A 20,954-nucleotide genomic window follows, 5' to 3' on the forward strand; every position below is an offset into this window, starting at 1 on the left:
GAGCTTGAGGGCGCCGTGCTTGACGGGGGTCGTGCCTCCTGGGTGTGACGGTACTGGCCTGTGCTGCATCCGTGTGCCGTGGGTGCGCCCTTCCGGCGGGTGAGGTGGCCCTCTAGCGTCGGGCCGGAGGTGGTGCCATGACGGGGTCGATAGTGCGCTGGGGGGCGGCCCTCGGGCTCGGGGTGCTGTGGTGGTGGGCAGTGCTGCGGCTCGCCCTGGCGCCCGATGTCGGGGTGCTGGAGGGCGCTGTCGCCGCCGGGGGATGGGGACTGAGTCTGCTGCCGGTGCACTGTGTGCCGAAGGAGCGGGCGGCAGGCGCCGTGCGGGCCGGACGCTGGCGGGAGGCCTGGCGGGTGGCCCTCGCTACCAGGGCATCGCCACCCCGCCGTTCGGGCGCAGGATCTGGCCCGTAGTGAAGGCCGACGCGTCCGACGCCAGATGCAGGACCGCGTGGGCCACGTCCTCCGGCTCGCCGACCCGGCCCAGTGGCGACCTCCGGGCCATCAGCGACTCGGTGTGCGCCTGAGCCTCGCTGTCGTGGCGGTCCGTCATGGGCGTACGGATCCAGCCCGGAGCGACCGCGTTGACGCGAATGCCGTGCCGGCCGACCTCGGCTGCCAGTGTCTTCGTCAGCTGGACCACGGCCGCCTTGGCGGCGCCGTAGCAGAGCAGGCCGGGGCCGCCGGTGTCGACGGCTCCTGACGCCATGGTGATGATGCTGCCCCTGATCTGCTGGGCGAGCATCAGCCGGGCGGCCTCCTGGCAGGCGTACAGCACGCCTTTGAAGTTGACGTTCAGTACGCGGTCGAGGTCTTCGTCCCTGGTGTCCAGGACGGGGCTGCTGTGCATGATTCCCGCGACCGCGGCCATGACGTGCAGATGCTCGCAGGAGTGGACGGCCTGCTGGAGCCGCGTGCGGTCGGTGACGTCGAGGGCGTGGGTGTGGGCGGTGCCACCGGTGTCCTTGATCAGGGTCGCCGTCTCGTGCAGGCCCTGTGTGTCGCGGTCCGCGCAGTGCACGGTGGCTCCCGCCTCCGCGAGCAGGACCGCCGAGGCCCGGCCGATTCCGCCGGCGGCCCCGGTGACGAATGCGGTGCGTCCGGTGAGGTCGTACGCCTTGACGGGCATGAAGGGACGGTACGAGGGTTTCTGACGGCCCGTCAATTAGTTGTGCGGGGGCGGGTGCGGTCGCATCGGCCGGTTCGTTCAGTCGTACGAGGGTGGGTTCCGTCTCCTGCGAGAGGTGCCGGGCGCCGGGACGGGGCCGGCCTGGCACGTCGGGCACCAGTACGTGGGGCGGTCGCGGCGGCCGTCGCCCTGGTCGGCCACGCGGATCGGGGTGTGGCAGCGGAGGCAGGGGCGGGGTGCGCGGCCGTACACGAAGAGGTCCTGGCCGCGGCGGCCCGTGGTGGTGCGGGCAGGGCGGTCGCGGTTGGCCTCCAGGAGCTGCTTGGCGAGGGCGGGCAGCTGTGCGGCGTGCTCGGTGGGGAGGGCGCCGATGGGAAGCCAGGGGGTGGCGCGGAGCAGGAAGCAGAGCTCGCTCTTGTAGACGTTGCCGATACCGGCCAGATTGCGCTGGTCGACCAGGGCCTCGCCGAGGGGGCGGGCGGGGTCCGAGAGGAGGTTGACCAGGGCGCGGTCGGGGTCCCAGTCCGGGCCCAGGAGGTCGGGGCCGAGGTGGCCCACGGCGCGGTGCTCGTCGGTGGTGCGGAGGAGGTCCAGGACGGGGAGGCGGTAGCCGACGGCTGTGTGGGCAGCTGCGCCGAGGATGGCGCGGATCTGGTGGGCGGGGCCGCCGGTCCAGCGCTGGCCCGCGTCGAACACCTTCCAGGAGCCGTCCATCCGTAGGTGCGAGTGGAGGGTCAGGCCGCCCTCGATGCGGGCGAGCAGGTGCTTGCCGCGGGGAGTGACCTCCAGGACGGTCCGGCCGGTGAGGTCGACGGTGGCGAATTTGGGGACCCGGAGTTCGCTCCGGGTCAGCATCTGGCCCGCGAGCGCGCCGTGCAGGCGCCTTGCGGCTTGCCAGACGGTGTCTCCTTCGGGCATGTCGGTCCGTCTCTCCTTCGGGGGCGTCGTCCTTGACGGGGGTTGCCGTGTTGCTCCGACGAGGGTTGCCGTCGTGGTGCTGTGATGCCGTGCACGTGCGTGCGGGTGGGTCAGGCCCGCAGTCTGAGGCCCCTGGGGGTGGCGATGAAACCGGATCCTTCCAGGAGGCTGCCGAGGGGGGAAGTCAGGGCCGAGGCGCCGTTGACGCGTTCCACCGTGACCGTGCCGAGGGAGCCCGCGCGGGCGGCCGTGGCGAGCGCGTCCGCGGCCTCCCGCAGGCGTGGGTCGTCCGTGGCCGCGCTGTCCGGGGTGGAGGGCCAGGCCAGGAGCGTCTTGCCGCCTCGCTCCATGTAGAGCGTCAGCTCGCCGTCGACGAGGACCACGAGGGAGCCCGCCTTGCGACCCGGCTTGTGCCCGGCGCCTGTCGGAGGCTCGGGCCAGGGAAGCGCGGCACCGTACGCGTTCGCGGGGTCGGCGGCGGCGAGGACGACGGCTCGGGAGTCGGGTGTGGTGCGGGTGCGGTGCGGGGTCGTACGGGGTGGGGGGAAGTCGCGCGGTGATGTGTACTCGTCGCGGGGGCGGGGGGAGTTGGGGCGGGAGGCGTGGGAGCGGGGGGTGCCGAAGCCGTCTTCGAAGCCGGGGGTTCCGAAGTCATGGCCGGGAGTGGAGCCGTAGTCATGGCCGGGAGCGGAATCGTAGTCACGGCCGGGAGTCGAGCCGTCGGTTTCCTCGAAGCCGTCCGCTGTGGAGCCGTCGGACGCGTCGAAGCCCTCCGGCGTGAAGCCGTCCAGCGGCTCGAAGGCACCGGGCGGGAAGCCGTGGGAGGCGTCGTACGGCTCGGGTGGCAGGGCCTCGCCCCGTTCTCGGGCGGACGCCACCGCGCGGAGGCGATCGACCGCGCCGTCCATGGCGAACTGGGCGGCGCCCAGGCCCTCCACCACGTAGCCGCGCCTTGCCTGGCCGCTCTCCTCGAAGGCGGACAGGATGCGGTACGTCGCCGAGAAGCCGCCCTCGACGCCTTCGGCGGAGACGGCTCCCCGTGTCACCACGCCATGCCGGTCGAGGAGGGTGCGGGCCAGGGCGTGGGCGCGGACGGTGGTGTCGGGCTCGCGCTCCGGCAGCAGGGACCAGCGGCCGGCGACCGTCGGGGGGCCGGTGCGGGAGGCGGGGCGGGCGGCGGCGGTCAGCGAGCCGTAGCGACCGCGTGGGACCGTGCGCTTGGCGCGGTGGGCCGTGGAGCCCGCGGTACGGCCCGAGCCCAGGAGGGAGCGCATGGGGGTGAGGGTGTCGTTCGTCAGGCGGCCCGACCAGGCGAGGTCCCAGATGGCGTCGGCCAGTTGGGGGTCCGTGGCGTCGGGATGGGTGGTGGCCCGGACCTGGTCGGCGATCTGGCGGAAGAACAGGCCGTAGCCCCCGGAGAGGGCGTCCAGGACGGACTGATGGAGTGCGGTCAGTTCCAGGGGATGCGGGGGCGGCAGGAGCAGTGGGGCCGCGTCCGCGACGTAGAGGGACACCCAGCCGTCCTTGCCGGGGAGCGCGCCCGCGCCGGCCCAGACGATCTCTCCCGTGGCGGTGAGTTCGTCGAGCAATGCGGGCGTGTAGTTCGCGATGCGGGACGGCAGGACGAGCTTCTCCAGTGCCGATGCCGGTACGGACGCGCCCTGCAACTGCTCCACGGCACGCACCAGTCCGTCGATGCCGCGCAGTCCGTGGCCCTTGCCGATGTGCTGCCACTGGGGCAGGAACTGGGCCAGCGCGGGCGGCGGTACCGGCTCCAGTTCATGCCGCAGCGCGGCCAGCGAACGGCGCCGGAGACGGCGCAGGACCGCCGCGTCACACCACTCCTGACCGATGCCGGCGGGGTGGAACTCCCCCTGTACGACCCGGCCGTTCGCCGCCAGGCGCTGCAACGCGCCCTCGGTGACCGCCACGCCCAGACCGAAGCGGGCCGCCGCGGTGGCCGATGTGAACGGGCCGTGGGTGCGGGCATACCGGGCGAGGAGGTCGCCGAGCGGATCCTTGACCGGCTCGGTGAAGGCCTCCGGGACGCCGACCGGCAGCGCCGTGCCCAACGCGTCGCGCAGGCGGCCCGCGTCCTCGATCGCCGCCCAGTGGTCGGCGCCGGCGATCCGGACCCGGATGGCGCGGCGCGCACCGGCCAGGTCCTGGGCCCACTGCGGTTCGGCGCCCCGCTCGGCCAACTCGGCCTCCGTCAGCGGGCCGAGCAGGCGCAGCAGATCGGCGACGCTCTCGGCGTCCTTGGCGCGGCGGTCCTCGGTGAGCCACTGGAGTTCCTTCTCCAGCTCGGTGAGAACCTCGGCGTCGAGCAGCTCGCGCAGCTCCGCCTGGCCGAGCAGCTCGGCCAGCAGCCGCGAGTCCAGGGAGAGGGCGGCGGCGCGGCGCTCGGCGAGCGGGGAGTCTCCCTCGTACAGGAACTGTGCCACGTACCCGAAGAGGAGGGAGCGGGCGAAGGGGGAGGGCTCGGCGGTGGTGACCTCGACCAGGCGGACCTTGCGGGACTCCAGGTCGCCCATCAGCTCGACGAGTCCGGGGACGTCGAAGACGTCTTGGAGGCACTCGCGGACCGCTTCCAGGACGATCGGGAACGAGCCGAACTCGCTGGCCACCTGGAGCAGTTGGGCGGCGCGCTGACGCTGCTGCCACAGCGGGGTGCGCTTGCCGGGGTTGCGGCGCGGCAGCAGCAGCGCGCGGGCGGCGCACTCGCGGAAACGGGACGCGAACAGCGCCGAGCTGCCCACCTGGTCGGTGACGACCTGGTCGACCTCGCCCTTGTCGAAGACCACGTCCGCCGCGCCGACCGGCGCCTGCTCGGCGTCGTACTCCGTGCCTGCCTTCATCGGTGCCTGGTCGAGCAGGTCCAGGCCCATGATGTCGGCGTCGGGCAGGCGCAGCACGATGCCGTCGTCGGCGTGCATGACCTGGGCGTCCATGCCGTACCGCTCGGAGAGCTTGGCGCCGAGCGCCAGGGCCCAGGGGGCGTGCACCTGGGCGCCGAAGGGGGAGTGGACGACGATCCGCCAGTCGCCGAGCTCGTCGCGGAACCGCTCCACGACGATCGTGCGGTCGTCCGGGATGTGGCCGCAGGCCTCGCGCTGTTCGTCCAGGTAGGACAGGACGTTGTCCGCGGCCCAGGTGTCCAGGCCCGCGGCGAGCAGGCGGAGGCGGGCGTCGTCCTTGGGCAGGGAACCCACCTCGCGGAGGAACGCGCCGACCGCGCGGCCCAGTTCGAGCGGGCGGCCCAGCTGGTCGCCCTTCCAGAAGGGGAGCCTGCCCGGTACACCCGGCGCGGGGGAGACCAGAACGCGGTCCCGGGTGATGTCCTCGATGCGCCAGGAGCTGGTGCCGAGGGTGAAGACGTCCCCGACGCGGGACTCGTAGACCATCTCCTCGTCGAGCTCGCCGACCCGGCCGCCGCCCTTCTTGGGGTCGGCTCCGGCAAGGAACACTCCGAACAGGCCCCGGTCGGGAATCGTGCCCCCGGAGGTGACGGCTAGACGCTGGGCGCCGGGGCGGCCGGTGATCGTGCCGGCGACGCGGTCCCACACCACGCGCGGACGCAGCTCCGCGAAGGCGTCGGACGGATAGCGGCCCGCGAGCATGTCGAGCACGGCTGTGAACGCCGACTCCGGGAGCGAGGCGAAGGGTGCGGCCCGGCGGACCGTGGCGAGGAGGTCGTCGAGCTGCCAGGTGTCCAACGCCGTCATGGCGACGATTTGTTGGGCGAGGACGTCCAGTGGATTGGCCGGCACCTTCAGCGACTCGATCGAGCCGGTGCGCATGCGCTCGGTGACCACGGCCGCCTGGACGAGGTCGCCGCGGTACTTCGGGAAGACCACGCCGGTGGAGACGGCGCCGACCTGGTGTCCCGCGCGGCCTACGCGCTGGAGGCCGGAGGCCACGGACGGCGGGGATTCGACCTGGACGACGAGGTCGACGGCGCCCATGTCGATGCCGAGTTCGAGACTGGAGGTGGCGACCACGGCCGGGAGCCGTCCTGCCTTGAGGTCCTCCTCGACGAGGGCGCGCTGCTCCTTGGAGACCGAGCCGTGGTGGGCGCGGGCGATGACGGGTGGGGCGCCCTGGGCTGCTCCTGAGCCGCCCATGAGTTCGGCGGGGGCGTGGTGCTCGTCCAGGGGTTCGCCGGTGGCCCGCTCGTAGGCGATCTCATTGAGCCGGTTGCACAGACGTTCCGCGAGGCGGCGGGAGTTGGCGAACACGATCGTCGAGCGGTGGGCCTGCACCAGGTCGGTGATGCGCTCCTCCACATGCGGCCAGATCGACGGGCGTTCGGCCCCTTCGCTGCCGTCGGCCACCGGGGAGCCGCCCAGTTCGCCCAGGTCCTCGACCGGGACGACGACGGAGAGGTCGAACTCCTTGCCGGACTTGGGCTGGACGATCTCCACCTTGCGGCGGGGGGAAAGATAGCGGGCCACCTCATCGACCGGGCGGACGGTGGCGGAGAGGCCGATACGGCGGGCGGGCTTCGGGAGCAGTTCGTCGAGGCGCTCCAGGGAGAGCGCGAGGTGGGCGCCGCGCTTGGTACCGGCCACCGCGTGCACCTCGTCCAGGATCACCGTCTCGATGCCGGTCAGCGCATCGCGGGTGGCCGACGTCAGCATCAGGAACAGGGACTCCGGGGTGGTGATCAGGATGTCCGGGGGGCGGGTGGACAGGGCGCGGCGCTCGGCGGCCGGGGTGTCGCCCGAGCGGATGCCCACCTTGACCTCCGGCTCGGGCAGGCCGAGGCGCACGGATTCCTGCCGGATGCCGGTCAATGGACTGCGGAGGTTGCGCTCGACGTCGACCGCCAGGGCCTTCAGCGGAGACACATAGAGGACACGGCAGCGCTTCTTCGGGTCGGCCGGCGGGGGTGTCGAGGCGAGCTGGTCGAGGGCGGCCAGGAAGGCGGCCAGGGTCTTGCCGGAGCCGGTGGGGGCCACCACCAGCACGTCCGAGCCCTCCCCGATGGCCCGCCACGCGCCCGCCTGGGCCGCGGTGGGCGCGGAGAAGGCCCCCGTGAACCAGCCGCGGGTCGCGGGGGAGAAGCCGTCCAGGGCTCGATGTGCGGAGCTGACCATGCGTCCATCCTGCACCCGGCCACTGACAATCGCTCTGACCTGCGACGACATATCCGGCGGCGAGGTGGGGCGGGGTCGTGGTGAGACGTTGGCGGGGTCGTGGTGAGAATGGGGGCATGGCCGGTTCGGGTGAGCGGGCGCGGCACTGGCAGTACGCGGAGCTGCCCGGTGTCGATCTGCTGCGGGCCCGGTACATCCACAAGACCTTCGTGCGGCACACGCACGAGAACTTCGTCATCGCCGCCATAGCCGAGGGCGTGGAGGTGTTCCACCACCGCGGTGCCGACGAGTACGCCGGCCCCGGCGCGCTCGCGCTGGTCAACCCGGACACCGCGCACACCGGCCGTGCGGGCGTGCCCGAGGGATGGCGGTACGGCGCCGTGTACCCCTCGCCGGAGGTCGTGGCCGAGATCGCCGCGGAGACCACGACGATCCGCGGTACCCCCGGCTTCATCAGCCCCGTGGTCGACGATCCGTACACCGTGAGCCTGGTGCATCAGGTGCTCCGAGCCGCCGACGAGGGCAACGCGCTGGCCGCCGACACCCTGCTGAGGGTCGCGGTGACCCGGCTGCTCAGGCTGAACGGCGGGCCGCTGCCGCGGCGAGACCCGCGGACGGCAGGCGCGCGGATCGCGGCACGCGCGCGTGCCGTGCTGGAGGAGCGGATGGCCGAGCCGCCGACTTTGGAGCGGCTGGCGGCCGAGTTCGGAACCAGTCCCTTCGCCCTGCTTCGGGCTTTCCGGGACGCCTACGGGATGCCGCCGCATGCCTGGCTCACCGACGCGCGCGTGCGGCGGGCGCGACGCCTCCTGGACGCGGGTTCGACGCCCGCCGAGGCGGCCGTGGCGGTGGGGTTCACCGATCAGCCCCACCTGAACCGCCACTTCAGCCGGATCGTCGGGGTCCCTCCGGGGGCGTACCGGCGTGAGCGCAAGAACGTACAAGACGCGCAGCAGGGGCTGCGCCTACCGTCCCAGGCGTGGCAGACCATACAGCTCTCCCGGAGATACGCGCCGGAGCAGAAGACAGGGCCGACGCCGCCGTCGTCCGCGACGCCCTCGGAGTCGGGGTCGCCGTAGGACTGTCCGGGTTCGCCTTCGGGGTGACCTCGGCCGGAAGCGGGCTCACGCTCCTGCAGACCTGTGCGCTGAGCCTTCTGGTGTTCACCGGCGCGTCCCAGTTCGCGCTGGTGGGGGCGCTGGCGGCGGGCGGCAATCCGTTCACGGCAGCCGCGGGTGCCTTCTTCCTTGGCGTGCGCAACGCCTTCTACGGGCTGCGGCTGTCGCAGTTGCTGGCACTCCCGCGCGCGGTGCGGCCGTTCGCCGCCCAGTGGGTCATCGACGAGACGGCGGCCGTGGCGCTCGCGCAGCCGACGCGACGCAGCGCCCGTATCGGCTTCGCCGTCACCGGACTGGCCCTGTACGTGCTGTGGAACCTCACCACGCTGCTCGGCGCGCTGGGAGCCGAAGCCATCGGCGACACGGACGCGTGGGGGATCGACGCGGCAGGGCCGGCAGTCTTCCTGGCACTGCTCGCGCCGATGCTGAAATCCACCACCGAGCGGGCCGTGGCCGCTCTCGCCGTCCTCCTGGGCCTTGGCCTACTGCCTGTCCTGCCCGCCGGAGTGCCGGTCCTGGCGGCCGCGCTCGCGGCACCGGTGGTGCTCTTCCTGGAGGGGCGGCGCAGGGGCACCGTACGCGACGAGGCGGAAGAGGAGGCCCGTTGAACATCTGGATCGCGATCGCCGCGACCGCCGTCGGCTGCTACGCCGTCAAGCTCGCCGGACTGCTCGTGCCCGCGGGTGCCCTCGAGAGGCCGCTTGTCAGGCGCCTGGCAGCCCTGCTGCCCGTCGCCCTCCTCGCCGCCCTCACGGCCCAGCAGACCTTCGACGACGGCCGCGCTCTGGTGCTGGACGCCAGGGCCGCCGGTCTCGCCGCAGCCGCTGTCGCACTGGTGCTGCGCGCTCCGTTCCTGTTGGTCGTCGCGGCGGCCGTGGTGGTGACGGCCGGGGTGCGCGCCGTGGGCGGGTGACCGGGCTCAGCCGATGGTCCGGCCGTACGCCCTGAGGGTGCGCAGCGCCTCGATCGTCACCATGGGGCGTGCCTCCAGTGCTGTGCCCGGTGCCCACTGGCGCCAGGTGATCGGCCAGCCGCCGTCCTCCTGCTGCCGGCTCGCCAGGTGGTCCAGGGAGCGTTCCATCTCCTCGTCGGTGAACCACGCGCGCGCGAGAGAACCTGGGGTCCTGGCGTAGTCGTACGGGAAGTGGTGTTCCTCCGGGGCGTAGCCGGGCGCGACCGGGAAGGCGTCGAGGTGCTCCGGGTCCAGTGCCGCGAGCCGGTGCTCGCGTACCAGGCGGCCGAGGCGGTCGGCGGCCGCCTCCGCGCGCGGGCGGTCGGGCGCGGAGTCCAGGAAGGCCACGGCCGCCTGGATCTCGTACGGATGGGACTGCTTCAGGGACTCGACCGTGTGCCAGCAGAAGTCCGTGGCCCGGAACAGCCAGGCGTGCCACACCTCGTTGCGGTGCAGCAGGCCGACCACCGGTCCGGTGGCCAGGAGTTCGCTGGGTGGGTCGTCGACGATCGGCACGAAGGGGGCGGTGGGGTAGCCGCGCTGGGCGGGGTGGACGGACGGCAGTGCGCCGTCCGGAGTGGAGACGGACGTCAGATAGCGGCACACGCGCTCCACTCGCTGCCCGGCGCAGCGTCCGATGGAGTCCAGCACACGCAGGGCGTGACCGGTGTGCAGGGGCTGGCTCACGGGGCCGCGCAGATCGGGTTCCAGCGCATGGCCGTACCCGCCGTCCTCGTTGCGGTAGGCGTCGAGCGCGGCCTCTACGGGGTCGGGGCTGCCGTGCAGGAAGTGGTGGGCGAACAGGCGCTGTTCCAGCACGCGCGCGGTGAGCCAGACGAACTGCTCGGCGCGGAAGAGCGGGGAGTGCGCCGGGGGCGTCGGGGGGAGTGGGGAAGCTCCGGATTCGGCCATGCGACAGACCGTAGGGCGCAACGCGGTCCCGGCGAGGGCTCCCGGCCGAGGCCCACTCTCAGGGGCGGGATACTGGAGTCATGCGGTTGACGGTCTTCTGGCAGCGGATGGCTGACCACTTCGGTCAGGGATACGCCGATACGTTCGCGCGCGACCACGTGATGGCGGAGCTCGGCGGGCGCACGGTGTACGGGGCGCTCGATGCCGGCTGGGAGGCCAAGGACGTATGGCGCGTGGTTTGCGCGGTCATGAACGTGCCACAGGACAAGCGCTGACAGGTCACGAAGATCGCAGCACGGGGTCCGATTGTCGGTGCCGTGGGCGAGACTTGCTCCGTGGCACGCACTGACGAGACCGGCCAGGTCACCCCGCAGGCATCCCCGTTGGGCACGACGCCGCCCACCCGTCCCCCGGCCGACGGCGCCGGGTCGAACGCCCGCATGCCGCGCTGGCTGCCGCGCGCCATGGTGCTCGCGCTCACCCTCTTCGCCGTGTTCCAGTTGGGCAGTTGGGCCTTCCATGAGCTCACCGGCCTGTTGATCAACATCCTCATCGCCTTCTTCCTGGCCCTGGCCATCGAGCCCGCGGTGAGCTGGATGGCCGCGCGCGGGATGCGCAGGGGACTGGCCACCTTCCTCGTCTTCTTCACCGTGATGATCGCGGCCGCGGGGTTCGTCACGCTGCTCGGTTCGATGCTCGCGGGGCAGATCATCAAGATCGTCGAGGACTTCCCGAACTACCTCGACTCCGTGATCAACTGGGTCAACGCGCACTTTCACGCCGATCTGAAGCGGGTGGACATCCAGGAGGGTCTGCTCCGTTCCGACTGGCTGCGCAGCTACGTGCAGAACAGCGCCACCGGCGTCCTGGATGTATCCACCCAGGTCCTGGGAGGCCTGTTCCAGCTGCTGACGATCGCGCTGTTCTCGTTCTACTTCGCCGCGGACGGCCCCCGGCTGCGGCGCGCGATCTGCTCGGTGCTGCCGCCCGCCCGGCAGGCCGAGGTGCTGCGCGCGTGGGAGATCGCCGTCATCAAGACCGGTGGCTATCTGTACTCACGCGGCCTGATGGCGCTCGTCTCCGGAGTCGCGCACTACATCCTGCTCCAGATACTGGACGTGCCGTACGCGCCCGTGCTCGCCGTGTGGGTGGGCCTGGTCTCGCAGTTCATCCCCACCATCGGCACCTATCTCGCGGGCGCCCTGCCGATGCTGATCGCCTTCACCGTCGATCCCTGGTACGCGCTGTGGGTGCTGATCTTCGTCGTGATCTACCAGCAGTTCGAGAACTACATGCTGCAGCCCAAGCTGACCGCGAAGACCGTCGACATCCACCCCGCGGTCGCCTTCGGCTCGGTCGTCGCGGGCACTGCCCTCCTCGGTGCCGTCGGCGCGCTGATCGCCATTCCGGCGGTCGCCACGCTGCAGGCGTTCCTCGGGGCCTATGTGAAGCGGTACGACGTCACGGACGACCCCCGTGTCCATGGGCATCGGAGAGGGGAGTCCGGGCCCGGCCTGTTCATGCGGGCGCGTGAGCTGTGGGCGACCAGGCCCCGGACGAGCGCTGACTCCCGGACGGAGCGCTGAATCCCGGGCGGATCCGGCGAATTCGGGGCGTTGTCGGGCCGTGAACGTAGGCTCGGAGGTGTCGCGTGGTGTGCTTGACACAAAAATCGAACATCCATTCTCATGGAGGCTCCGGCGAGGCTCTCGACGGGGATTTCCACCGGGTTTGGATGGAGAAGTGCCCGAGTTATCCACAGGCCGGACGGGCGTCGGGGCGCATTGTCAGTGGCAGGCGTTAGCGTCTTTGACGTGAAGCGATCGACTCAAGCAAACCGGGTGGAACCCATGGCAGGTACCGACCGCGAGAAGGCCCTGGACGCCGCGCTCGCACAGATTGAACGGCAATTCGGCAAGGGCGCGGTCATGCGCCTGGGCGAGCGGCCGAACGAGCCCATCGAGGTCATCCCCACCGGGTCGACCGCGCTCGACGTCGCCCTCGGCGTCGGTGGCCTGCCGCGCGGCCGCGTGGTGGAGGTGTACGGACCGGAGTCCTCCGGTAAGACCACGCTGACCCTGCACGCGGTGGCGAACGCTCAAAAGGCGGGCGGCCAGGTCGCCTTCGTGGACGCGGAGCACGCCCTCGACCCCGAGTACGCGAAGAAGCTCGGCGTCGACATCGACAACCTGATCCTCTCCCAGCCGGACAACGGCGAGCAGGCGCTGGAGATCGTGGACATGCTGGTCCGCTCCGGTGCCCTCGACCTGATCGTCATCGACTCCGTCGCCGCGCTCGTCCCGCGCGCGGAGATCGAGGGCGAGATGGGCGACAGTCACGTCGGACTGCAGGCCCGTCTGATGAGCCAGGCGCTGCGGAAGATCACCAGCGCGCTCAACCAGTCGAAGACCACCGCGATCTTCATCAACCAGCTCCGCGAGAAGATCGGCGTGATGTTCGGCTCGCCGGAGACCACGACCGGTGGCCGGGCGCTGAAGTTCTACGCCTCGGTGCGGCTCGACATCCGTCGCATCGAGACCCTGAAGGACGGCACCGACGCGGTCGGCAACCGCACTCGCGTCAAGGTCGTCAAGAACAAGGTCGCGCCGCCCTTCAAGCAGGCCGAGTTCGACATCCTCTACGGCCAGGGCATCAGCCGCGAGGGCGGCCTGATCGACATGGGCGTGGAGAACGGCTTCGTCCGCAAGGCCGGCGCCTGGTACACGTACGAGGGCGACCAGCTCGGCCAGGGCAAGGAGAACGCGCGCAACTTCCTCAAGGACAACCCCGACCTGGCCAACGAGATCGAGAAGAAGATCAAGGAGAAGCTGGGCGTCGGCGTACGCCCGGAGGAGCCGACCGCCGAACCGGGCGCGGACGCAGCGGTCTCCGCCACCGCTGACGACGCCGCGAAGACGGCGCCCGCGCCGGCTGCCGCCAAGGTCGCCAAGACCAAGGCCGCGACCGCCAAGAGCTGACGCCGTGACACGACGAACCGACTGGGCCGAGTACGTCTACCCGGACGCTCCGCGTGAGCGGCAGAGACCGGGTGTCGGAGGCTCTTGCGCGGCGGACGACCGCGGGGACCGTGACGCGGCCGTGCTGTACGACCATGCGGAGCGGTATGGCACGGGCGGGGAGTACGGCGCCGAGCCGGGCGGTGCGGCGTGGCCGGACGGGGGAGAGTCGCCGGACGGTGGCGCGGTGCCCGGCGCGGGTTCGGCGGGCGGTTCACGCCGCCGTGGCCGGTCTCGTCGCCCGGGCGGCGGGGATCGTGACGCGGGCAGTGGGGCTCGGGACGCGGATGGCGGAGTCCGCGACACGGGCGGCGGAGCTCGTTCCGCGGGCGGTGGACGCGGGCGCCGACGGCGTGGCCGCGTGGAGCCGTTCGGTGAGGACGAAGGCGCCTCCTCCTCGTCGAGGGCCGAGCGGGAGGAACCTTCAGGGGACCCGGTGGAGCGGGCGCGGGCGATCTGTCTGCGCCTGCTCACCGGGACCCCGCGCACGCGAAAGCAACTCGCGGACGCCCTGCGCAAGCGCGAGATTCCCGACGATGCCGCCGAGGAGGTGCTGTCGCGGTTCGAGGAGGTCGGGCTGATCAACGACAGCGCGTTCGCGGACGCCTGGGTGGAGTCCCGGCACAACGGCAGGGGCCTGGCCCGGCGCGCCCTCGCACAGGAACTGCGGACCAAGGGCGTCGACTCCACACTGATCGACGCGGCCGTGTCGCAGCTCGACTCCGAACAGGAAGAAGCGACCGCACGCGAACTCGTCGCCCGCAAACTGCGCGCCACCCGCGGCCTCGACCGCGACAAGCGACTCCGCCGCCTCGCGGGCATGCTCGCCCGCAAGGGCTACCCCGAGGGCATGGCCCTACGGGTGGTCCGGCAGGCGCTCGAAGAGGAGGGCGAGGACACGGAGTTCCTCGGCGATGAGGGGTTCTGAAGACGAACGGGTCCTGAAGACGACGGGTTCTGAAGACGACGGGTTCTGAAGGGGCTCTCCGCGGGGGAGTGCTCCCGGCACGTCGGCCCTGGACACGGTGGACGCGCGGGGGCGCCCATCGCGTCCAGGGCCGCACATGCCGTACGAACTCGCCCAGCGGTTCCGCGTGATGGACGGCATCATCGCTCGGCACGTCGGCACGTCGGCACGTCGGCACGGGCTCGCAGCAGCTCGGCTCGGTAACAGCCTCGCCCGCAAGTCGCTCAACCCCGCCGCGAGGTCACCGGAAGCCCCGCATCCCGCCAGGCCTGGAAACCGCCCACCAGATCAGTGGCCCGCCGCAACCCCAGCCGATGCAGGGATGCGACCGCCAGACTGGAGGCGTACCCCTCGTTGCAGACCACGACCACACGCAGGTCGTGGCTCATGGCCTCGGGTGCGCGATGGCTGCCCTGGGGATCGAGGCGCCACTCCAGTTCATTGCGTTCGACGACCAGCGCGCCCGGAATCAGACCGTCCCGCTCGCGCAGGGCCGAGTACCGGATGTCCACCAGCAGCGCCTCACCGGCCTGGACGGCGTCGTAGGCATCCTGCGGCTCGATGCGGCCGTAGCTTTCGCGGACCCGCTCCAGCAACTCGTCGATGCCGACCGGCCGTTCGCTCGTACTGCTGCCGCCGCTCACTGCCAGTCCTCCGGGCGTTCGACCTGCTCCAGGCGCAGGATCGGCCCGGTGCGGCTGTAACGGCGGATCTGTGGCAGGGGCGGATAGTAGGCGTGGACGGAGATGGCGTGCCGGTCCGGCGACTCGTTGAGGACTTCGTGGACGTGGTGGTGGCCGAAGGAGCGGCCCTGGCCGGCCGGCAGTCGGCGCTCCCGGTCCACGTCCTCGCTGAGTTCCAGGGTCTTCCAGCCGTCGGTGGGCAGCCGGGCGGCGAGCGAGTTCTCCTTGAGCTCGCCGGCGGCGGTCAGGAAGGCACCGACCGAGTCGGCATGGTCGTGCCAGCCGGTGCCCGTGCCGGGCGGCCAGCCGATCAGCCAGGCCTCACTGCCGCCGGGCCCCTCCAGCCGCACCCAGGTGCGGCCTTCGGGGTCGAGTGGAAGCGAGGCGATCAACTCGGCGTCGGCCGCCGTATGCCGTACGAAATCGAGAAGGTCCGCCTGGGTCGGCGCAGTAGGCGCTGAGGCAGGGACAGAGCTGGAGAGAGAGGGGGAGACAGACACGTACACCGTCCTGATGAGCGTTCGCGGGAGCGCGCGGCTGCACTTCGGTGGCGCGCGCGGATGAAGAGGGATGCGAATTCAGCAGGACCGGGTACACATGCAACCCGCATAGCGGACGAGGTCCATATGGACCCTCCGCCACAGGTGCACACACGTGTCGATCACGATGCGGAGTACACCATGTCGTTGTGGACCGGTCAACTCACCGTCACTATGTGGACCGGACGGCATCGGGTGCCGCTCACACTATGCGGACCGGATCGGATGACGCCGGGTGCCGCTCAGCGCGACCCCGCCGTGGCCTCCGCTTCTGCCTCTGCCCCCGCCCTCGCCTGCACCGGCCCGCCCAATGTCGCCTCGGCCGCTGTGTACAGGTCGGCCGGGCGCACGCCGTTCAGCGCGGTGACCAGGTGCCCATCGGGCCGCACCAGCAGCACCGTGTGCGCGGCCGCCCCCGGGTAGCTCTCCGTGACCAGCAGCTCGGCCGGGTGTGGCAGTGCGGTCACGGCCGCCGCCAGCCGGGGCATGATCCCGGCGGTCACCCAATGCCGCCGCTCCCACACGCCCGTGCCCGGCGCGACCAGCACGACGAGCAGCGCGCCACGGCCGAGCCGGTCCCGCAGCCGTACGAAGGAGCCGTCCTCCGCGGTGACCCGGACGTCGGTGACCTGTGCGCCGGGCAGTGTGTCCACGACGGTCTCGCCCTCGAGGGGCCGGGGCGCGAGCGGTGAACGGTCGTACGCCCCCGTCGCACCCAGTGCTCCCTGCCCCAGGTGGCCGTCGGTGAGCAGGCCGTCATGGCCCCGGGCCGATCCGGGGACGTACGACCGCAGCCCTCCGCCCCCGCGCACCAGGGGCAGGGCCTGGTCAGCGGCGCGCAGCCGGGTGGCGACGATGCCGCGCCGCTCGGCCTGGTAGCTGTCGAGCAGTGCCTCGTGCGGCCCGTGGTGCCAGGCCAGCGCCAGCTTCCAGGCGAGGTTGTCGGCGTCCCTCAGCCCCTCGTCCAGCCCCTGCGTGCCCAGCGCACCGAGCAGATGGGCGGCGTCCCCCGCGAGGAAGACCCGGCCCGCTCGCCACCGCCGGGCCAGGCGGTGGTGGACGATGTGGACTCCGGTGTCCAGCAGCTCGTACGGCGGTGTGGAACCGCCCGTCCAGCCCGCGAGCGTTTCCCGGACTCGGGCCACCAGCAGCTCCGGCGTGACCAGGTCCTTGCCGGGCGGCAGCAGCCAGTCCAGCCGCCAGACACCGTCCGGCAGCGGGCGTCCGGTCACCTCCCCGGCCGAGGGGCCCGACGTCCGCCACGGCGGCATCCGATGGAGCAACGCTTCGTCGGGCCACGGAAGTTCCGCACGCAGCGCGGCCACGGCGTGTCGCTCCACCGCCGTACGGCCGGGGAAGCGGATGTCCTGGAGCTTGCGCACGGTCGAGCGCGGGCCGTCGCAGCCGACCAGATAACTGCCGCGCCACCACGTTCCCTTGGGGCCGCGGGTGTGGGCGGTGATGCCTGAAGGTTCCTGCTCGATGGTGTCGAGGCGGCTGTCCGTCGCGATGTTGACCAGCCGTTCGCCGGTGACGGCCGCGCGCAGGGAGGCCGTCAGCACGTGCTGTGCGATGTGCAGCGGGGCGTCCGGCCCGGTCTCGTCGAAGGTGACCGCCCGCATCACCTGCTTGCGGCGCATCGACCGCCATCCGGCCCAGCGGCAGCCGGCCTCGGCCGACGGGACGCCGGTGAGGCGTTCCACGAGAGCGGCTGTGTCCTCGCGCAGCACGACGGTGCGTGCGGGACGCGGCTCGTCCTTGCCCGGGCCCTCGTCGAGGACCACCGACGGCACTTCCTGACGCGCCAGCGCGAGCGCGAGCGTGAGCCCGACGGGCCCCGCCCCGACGATGATCACCGGGTCCACGGCGCGGCGCCCCCTGCCCGCAGCGGTGTCCTCAGGGACGTGTGTGAACAGGAAGTTGGAGCAGGGTGCACGATCACAGAACGTATGCAACCTATTGCCGGTGCTTGCGTCAAGTGACGGAGGGCAGTGGCGATCATGCCACTGCCCTCCGCGCCGTTCACGCTAGTTGACTGCTCATCAGGTCATGCGGATGCGCCCGTCCCGTAGGAGCCACCGACCTCGGCCGCGTTGAGGTCCTCGACATCCTCGGCGCCGAGCACCGCGCCCGTGCTCCGCTTGCTGCGCCGCAGCCTGCCCTCCAGCCAGCTCGCGAAGCTCGTCAGGATGAAGTTCAGGACGATGTAGATAATGGCCACCACGATGAAGCTCGGGATGACGGTCGCGTAGAACGCCGCGAGTGTGCCGCGCGAGTTGAGCAGCTCGGTGAAGCCGATCATCACGCCGCCCAGCGCGGTGTCCTTCACGATGACGACCAGCTGGCTGACGATGGCCGGCAGCATCGCGGTGACGGCCTGCGGCAGCAGGACGCTGGTCATCGTCTGGCCCTTGCGCAGGCCGATCGCCTGGGCCGCCTCCGTCTGCCCCTTGGGCAGGGCGAGGATGCCGGCTTTGACGATCTCGGCGAGGACCGAGGCGTTGTAGAGCACCAGACCCGTGACGACCGCGTACAGCGGACGGTCGTCGGTGCTGACGTCCGTGTAGCTGGAGTAGAACTGGTTGGCGAACAGCATCAGCAGCAGTACCGGGATCGCCCGGAAGAACTCGACCACCGCACCGGCCGGGATCCGCACCCATCGGTGGTCGGACAGGCGGGCGATGCCGAAGATGGCGCCCAGCGGAAGGGCGATGACCATGGAGAGTGCGGCGGCCTTCAGGGTGTTGGCGAGGCCGGGCAGCAGATACGTCGTCCAGGCTTCGGACTCGGTGAACGGCTCCCACAGGGCCCACTTCAGCTGGCCCTTGTCGTCCATCGTCTTGTAGATCCACCACGCGAGCAGGGCAAGGAGGGCGAAGAACACCACCGAGAGAATGATGTTGCGCCGCTTGGCCCGGGGGCCGGGAGCGTCGTAGAGGACCGAGGTCATCGCTTCACCGCCAGTCGCTTGCTCAGCCAGCCGAAGAAGAGGCCGGTGGGCATGGTCAGAACCACGAATCCGAACGCGAAGACGACGCCGATGAGCACCACCTGCGCCTCGTTCTCGATCATTTCCTTCATCAGCAGGGCGGCCTCCGCCACACCGATCGAGGCTGCCACGGTGGTGTTCTTGGTCAGCGCGATCAGCACGTTGGCCAGCGGGCCGATGACCGAACGGAAGGCTTGTGGCAGCACGATGAGCCAGAGGATCTGGGAGAAGCTCAGCCCGATGGCACGGGCCGCCTCGGCCTGCCCGACGGGCACGGTGTTGATGCCCGAGCGGATCGCCTCGCAGACGAAGGCCGCGGTGTAGGCGACGAAACCGAGGATCGACAGCCGGAAGCTCAGGGCCTCGAAGTCGTCGGCGGCGCCCAGCGTCACCCTGAAGATGTCGGCGAGGCCGAGTGAGGTGAAGACGATGATGACTGTCAGTGGGATGTTCCGGACGATGTTCACGTACGCGGTGCCGAACCCGCGCATGAGCGGGACGGGACTGACCCGCATGGCGGCCAGCACGGTGCCCCAGATCAGCGAGCCGACGGCGGAGAGGACGGTGAGTTGCACCGTCGTCCAGAACGCCCCTAGGACGTCGTAACCTTCAAGAAAGTCGAACACGATCTCCCGCGCTTCCGGGTGTAGAGATGCCCGGGTGCGCCGCCCCGCCGGGCGGCGCACCTGTCAGGCGCTGCTTCAGCTCTTGATGTCGCCGATCTTCGGGGCGGGCTCGTTCTTGTAGTTCGCCGGACCGAAGTTCTCCTTGACCGCGGTCTCCCAGGCGCCGTCGCTGACCATCTTCTCGAGGGCGGCGTTGATCTTGTTGACCGTCTCGGTGTCGCCCTTCTTGACGCCGATGCCGTAGTTCTCGTTGCTGAGCTTCAGGCCGGTCAGCTTGAACTGGCCCTTGTACTGCTCCTGCGCTGCGAAGCCCGCGAGGATCGAGTCGTCGGTGGTCACCGCGTCCACGGCGCCGCTCTGCAGACCGGCGATGCACTCCGAGTAGGTGGGGAGCTGCTTCAGCTGGGCCTTGGGAGCGATCTCGGCCTTGACGTTCTGCGCCGAGGTCGAGCCGGTCACCGAGCACAGCTTCTTGCCGTTGAGGTCGGTGCCCTCGGCGATGTCGGAGTCCGCCTTGACCAGCAGGTCCTGGTGGGCCAGCAGGTAGGGGCCGGCGAAGTCGACCTTCTGCTTGCGCTCGTCAGTGATCGAGTAGGTCGCCGCGATGAACTTCACGTCGCCGCGGGCCAGCGCCGTCTCACGGTCGGCGCTCTTGGTCTCGACGAACTCGATCTTGTCGGGCGCGTAGCCGAGTTCCTTCGCCACGTACGTTGCCACGTCCACGTCGAAGCCCGAGAAACCGTTGGGCTCCTTCAGACCGAGACCGGGCTGGTCGTACTTGATGCCGACCTTGATCGTGCCGCCGCCGTCGGTGGCGCCCGACCCGGCGTCGCCGTTGCCGTCGTCGCCCCCACAGGCCGTCGCGGTCAGGGAGAGGACGAGCGCAGCCGCGGCCGCTGCGGTGACCTTGCGGAGCTTCATGGTGAACATCCCTTGGTGTGATGAGGAGAATGCCGTTTGGTGCGGGTGACGCAGCTCGTCGCGCGGGCGCGACGGGTGGGGGTCAGTGGTGGAGGATCTTCGACAGGAAGTCCTTGGCACGGTCGCTGCGCGGGTTGCTGAAGAACTGGTCCGGCACAGCTTCTTCGACGATCTTGCCGTCGGACATGAAGACCACCCGGTTGGCGGCCGAACGGGCGAAGCCCATCTCATGGGTGACGACGATCATGGTCATGCCGTCGCGGGCGAGCTGCTGCATGACCTCGAGGACCTCGTTGATCATCTCCGGGTCGAGAGCCGACGTCGGCTCGTCGAAGAGCATGACCTTGGGGTCCATGGCGAGGGCGCGTGCGATGGCGACACGCTGTTGCTGGCCGCCGGAGAGCTGCGCGGGGTACTTGTCGGCCTGGTTGGCCACCCCGACCCGGTCGAGCAGCGCGCGGGCCTTCTCCTCGGCCTTCTTCTTGTCCGCCTTGCGGACCTTGATCTGGCCCAGCATCACGTTCTCGAGCACCGTCTTGTGCGCGAAGAGGTTGAAGGACTGGAAGACCATTCCGACGTCGGCGCGCAGTCGGGCGAGCTCCTTGCCCTCCGCGGGCAGCGGCTTGCCGTCGATGGCGATCGCACCGGAGTCGATCGTCTCAAGGCGGTTGATGGCGCGGCACAGGGTGGACTTCCCGGACCCGGAGGGCCCGATGACCACGACGACTTCGCCGCGGGCGATCGTCAGGTCGATGTCCTGGAGTACGTGCAACGCGCCGAAATGCTTGTTGACGCTCTTCAGGACGACCAGGTCGCCGGTTGCGGCCACATCTTCCTTGGCCACCGATACTTTGGTCATCGCACTCAGGCTCCGTCCTCCTCGGTTTCCGGAGGACAGTAATAACCCTACGCGAACTGCGTCTCTACATCTGAGGGGAATCTGAGCATCACGATCCGATAGCAATCGGATACCTGTCGTAGCAGTTGTGACCTGGGCGGGTTTCTTCCGGGTAACGGATACGCCGCGCAACCGGAACCCTCTTGACGCCGTCCTCATCCATCAGCGTGACTGCAACGTGCGCACG

General features: G+C 70.8%; 20 protein-coding genes. 8 read left to right on the forward strand and 12 right to left on the reverse strand.

What is annotated here, in order from left to right:
- The first annotated feature begins 137 nt into the window (after nucleotides 1–137).
- Nucleotides 138–413 carry a hypothetical protein gene (locus QQY66_RS37175; protein WP_301984727.1) on the forward strand — a complete coding sequence of 92 codons (276 nt, stop codon included), beginning with the start codon at nucleotides 138–140 and terminating at the stop codon, nucleotides 411–413.
- Here QQY66_RS37175 and QQY66_RS37180 read toward each other — a convergent pair.
- From QQY66_RS37180 to QQY66_RS37190, 3 genes are all read right to left on the reverse strand, one after another.
- Nucleotides 364–1,128 carry an SDR family NAD(P)-dependent oxidoreductase gene (locus QQY66_RS37180; RefSeq protein ID WP_301984728.1) on the reverse strand — a complete coding sequence of 255 codons (765 nt, stop codon included), beginning with the start codon at nucleotides 1,126–1,128 and terminating at the stop codon, nucleotides 364–366. The two genes, QQY66_RS37175 and QQY66_RS37180, sit on opposite strands and share 50 nt — an antisense overlap.
- A 78-nt stretch (nucleotides 1,129–1,206) precedes the next feature.
- Nucleotides 1,207–2,046: an Fpg/Nei family DNA glycosylase gene (locus tag QQY66_RS37185; protein ID WP_301984729.1), complete on the reverse strand. Its 840-nt coding sequence runs from the start codon at nucleotides 2,044–2,046 to the stop codon at nucleotides 1,207–1,209.
- Nucleotides 2,047–2,156: 110 nt separating this feature from the next.
- Nucleotides 2,157–7,145 (reverse strand): ATP-dependent helicase, encoded by a 4,989-nt coding sequence (locus QQY66_RS37190; protein WP_301984730.1) that lies wholly within the window; start codon nucleotides 7,143–7,145, stop codon nucleotides 2,157–2,159.
- Nucleotides 7,146–7,261: 116 nt separating this feature from the next.
- On the opposite strand from QQY66_RS37190, the gene QQY66_RS37195 reads away from it, so the two are divergent.
- The 3 genes from QQY66_RS37195 to QQY66_RS37205 are packed head-to-tail and all read left to right on the forward strand — an operon-like array spanning nucleotide 7,262 to nucleotide 9,176.
- A complete protein-coding gene (locus tag QQY66_RS37195; protein WP_301984731.1) occupies nucleotides 7,262–8,224 on the forward strand; it encodes an AraC family transcriptional regulator in 963 nt (320 codons plus the stop codon).
- Nucleotides 8,125–8,871: an AzlC family ABC transporter permease gene (locus tag QQY66_RS37200; protein WP_301984732.1), complete on the forward strand. Its 747-nt coding sequence runs from the start codon at nucleotides 8,125–8,127 to the stop codon at nucleotides 8,869–8,871. Before QQY66_RS37195 ends, QQY66_RS37200 begins: the two co-directional genes overlap by 100 nt.
- Nucleotides 8,868–9,176 carry an AzlD domain-containing protein gene (locus QQY66_RS37205; protein WP_301984733.1) on the forward strand — a complete coding sequence of 103 codons (309 nt, stop codon included), beginning with the start codon at nucleotides 8,868–8,870 and terminating at the stop codon, nucleotides 9,174–9,176. Before QQY66_RS37200 ends, QQY66_RS37205 begins: the two co-directional genes overlap by 4 nt.
- A gap of 6 nt (nucleotides 9,177–9,182) precedes the next feature.
- Here QQY66_RS37205 and QQY66_RS37210 read toward each other — a convergent pair whose 3' ends face one another.
- Complete coding sequence (locus QQY66_RS37210) at nucleotides 9,183–10,127, reverse strand: hypothetical protein (RefSeq protein WP_301984734.1); 945 nt, start codon at nucleotides 10,125–10,127, stop codon at nucleotides 9,183–9,185.
- 80 nt (nucleotides 10,128–10,207) lie between these two features.
- On the opposite strand from QQY66_RS37210, the gene QQY66_RS37215 reads away from it, so the two are divergent.
- From QQY66_RS37215 to recX, 4 genes are all read left to right on the forward strand, one after another.
- On the forward strand, nucleotides 10,208–10,402 hold the full coding sequence (locus QQY66_RS37215) for a DUF3046 domain-containing protein (RefSeq protein ID WP_301984735.1): 195 nt from the start codon (nucleotides 10,208–10,210) through the stop codon (nucleotides 10,400–10,402).
- A 60-nt stretch (nucleotides 10,403–10,462) separates the two neighbouring features.
- On the forward strand, nucleotides 10,463–11,713 hold the full coding sequence (locus QQY66_RS37220; RefSeq protein ID WP_301984737.1) for an AI-2E family transporter: 1,251 nt from the start codon (nucleotides 10,463–10,465) through the stop codon (nucleotides 11,711–11,713).
- A gap of 264 nt (nucleotides 11,714–11,977) precedes the next feature.
- Nucleotides 11,978–13,105, forward strand: a complete 1,128-nt coding sequence (gene recA / locus QQY66_RS37225) for a recombinase RecA (RefSeq protein ID WP_301984738.1) — start codon at nucleotides 11,978–11,980, stop codon at nucleotides 13,103–13,105.
- A gap of 4 nt (nucleotides 13,106–13,109) precedes the next feature.
- Nucleotides 13,110–14,072, forward strand: a complete 963-nt coding sequence (gene recX, locus QQY66_RS37230) for a recombination regulator RecX (RefSeq protein ID WP_301984740.1) — start codon at nucleotides 13,110–13,112, stop codon at nucleotides 14,070–14,072.
- Between the two features lie 263 nt (nucleotides 14,073–14,335).
- Here the strand turns inward: recX and QQY66_RS37235 are convergent, their stop codons facing one another.
- The 8 genes from QQY66_RS37235 to QQY66_RS37265 all read right to left on the reverse strand — a co-directional run bounded on the left by QQY66_RS37235 (nucleotide 14,336) and on the right by QQY66_RS37265 (nucleotide 20,728).
- Nucleotides 14,336–14,755: a rhodanese-like domain-containing protein gene (locus tag QQY66_RS37235; protein ID WP_301984741.1), complete on the reverse strand. Its 420-nt coding sequence runs from the start codon at nucleotides 14,753–14,755 to the stop codon at nucleotides 14,336–14,338.
- Entirely contained in the window at nucleotides 14,752–15,294 is a 543-nt protein-coding gene (locus QQY66_RS37240) for a cysteine dioxygenase (RefSeq protein WP_301984742.1), read from the reverse strand. The genes QQY66_RS37235 and QQY66_RS37240 overlap by 4 nt, the downstream gene beginning before the upstream one ends.
- A gap of 78 nt (nucleotides 15,295–15,372) precedes the next feature.
- Complete coding sequence (locus QQY66_RS50555; RefSeq protein WP_367667024.1) at nucleotides 15,373–15,525, reverse strand: putative leader peptide; 153 nt, start codon at nucleotides 15,523–15,525, stop codon at nucleotides 15,373–15,375.
- Nucleotides 15,526–15,575: 50 nt separating this feature from the next.
- Complete coding sequence (locus QQY66_RS37245) at nucleotides 15,576–17,198, reverse strand: FAD-dependent monooxygenase (protein WP_301984743.1); 1,623 nt, start codon at nucleotides 17,196–17,198, stop codon at nucleotides 15,576–15,578.
- 182 nt (nucleotides 17,199–17,380) lie between these two features.
- On the reverse strand, nucleotides 17,381–18,283 hold the full coding sequence (locus tag QQY66_RS37250; RefSeq protein ID WP_301984744.1) for an amino acid ABC transporter permease: 903 nt from the start codon (nucleotides 18,281–18,283) through the stop codon (nucleotides 17,381–17,383).
- Nucleotides 18,280–18,948, reverse strand: coding sequence for an amino acid ABC transporter permease (locus tag QQY66_RS37255; RefSeq protein ID WP_301984745.1), 669 nt, complete (start codon nucleotides 18,946–18,948; stop codon nucleotides 18,280–18,282). The genes QQY66_RS37250 and QQY66_RS37255 overlap by 4 nt, the downstream gene beginning before the upstream one ends.
- Nucleotides 18,949–19,023: 75 nt before the next feature.
- A complete protein-coding gene (locus QQY66_RS37260; protein WP_301984746.1) occupies nucleotides 19,024–19,869 on the reverse strand; it encodes a glutamate ABC transporter substrate-binding protein in 846 nt (281 codons plus the stop codon).
- 82 nt (nucleotides 19,870–19,951) lie between these two features.
- On the reverse strand, nucleotides 19,952–20,728 hold the full coding sequence (locus QQY66_RS37265; protein ID WP_210576832.1) for an amino acid ABC transporter ATP-binding protein: 777 nt from the start codon (nucleotides 20,726–20,728) through the stop codon (nucleotides 19,952–19,954).
- Between the last annotated feature and the right edge of the window lie 226 nt (nucleotides 20,729–20,954).

The organism is Streptomyces sp. DG2A-72, assembly GCF_030499575.1.
Lineage (GTDB): Bacteria > Actinomycetota > Actinomycetes > Streptomycetales > Streptomycetaceae > Streptomyces.

Coding starts and splice junctions, on each gene's coding strand:
- QQY66_RS37175 (WP_301984727.1), top strand. CDS start 138: ATGACGGGGTCGATAGTGCGCTGGGGGGCGGCCCTCGGGCTCGGGGTG.
- QQY66_RS37180 (WP_301984728.1), bottom strand. CDS start 1,128: ATGCCCGTCAAGGCGTACGACCTCACCGGACGCACCGCATTCGTCACC.
- QQY66_RS37185 (WP_301984729.1), bottom strand. CDS start 2,046: ATGCCCGAAGGAGACACCGTCTGGCAAGCCGCAAGGCGCCTGCACGGC.
- QQY66_RS37190 (WP_301984730.1), bottom strand. CDS start 7,145: ATGGTCAGCTCCGCACATCGAGCCCTGGACGGCTTCTCCCCCGCGACC.
- QQY66_RS37195 (WP_301984731.1), top strand. CDS start 7,262: ATGGCCGGTTCGGGTGAGCGGGCGCGGCACTGGCAGTACGCGGAGCTG.
- QQY66_RS37210 (WP_301984734.1), bottom strand. CDS start 10,127: ATGGCCGAATCCGGAGCTTCCCCACTCCCCCCGACGCCCCCGGCGCAC.
- QQY66_RS37215 (WP_301984735.1), top strand. CDS start 10,208: ATGCGGTTGACGGTCTTCTGGCAGCGGATGGCTGACCACTTCGGTCAG.
- recA (WP_301984738.1), top strand. CDS start 11,978: ATGGCAGGTACCGACCGCGAGAAGGCCCTGGACGCCGCGCTCGCACAG.
- QQY66_RS50555 (WP_367667024.1), bottom strand. CDS start 15,525: ATGCCGTCCGGTCCACATAGTGACGGTGAGTTGACCGGTCCACAACGA.
- QQY66_RS37250 (WP_301984744.1), bottom strand. CDS start 18,283: ATGACCTCGGTCCTCTACGACGCTCCCGGCCCCCGGGCCAAGCGGCGC.
- QQY66_RS37260 (WP_301984746.1), bottom strand. CDS start 19,869: ATGAAGCTCCGCAAGGTCACCGCAGCGGCCGCGGCTGCGCTCGTCCTC.
- QQY66_RS37265 (WP_210576832.1), bottom strand. CDS start 20,728: ATGACCAAAGTATCGGTGGCCAAGGAAGATGTGGCCGCAACCGGCGAC.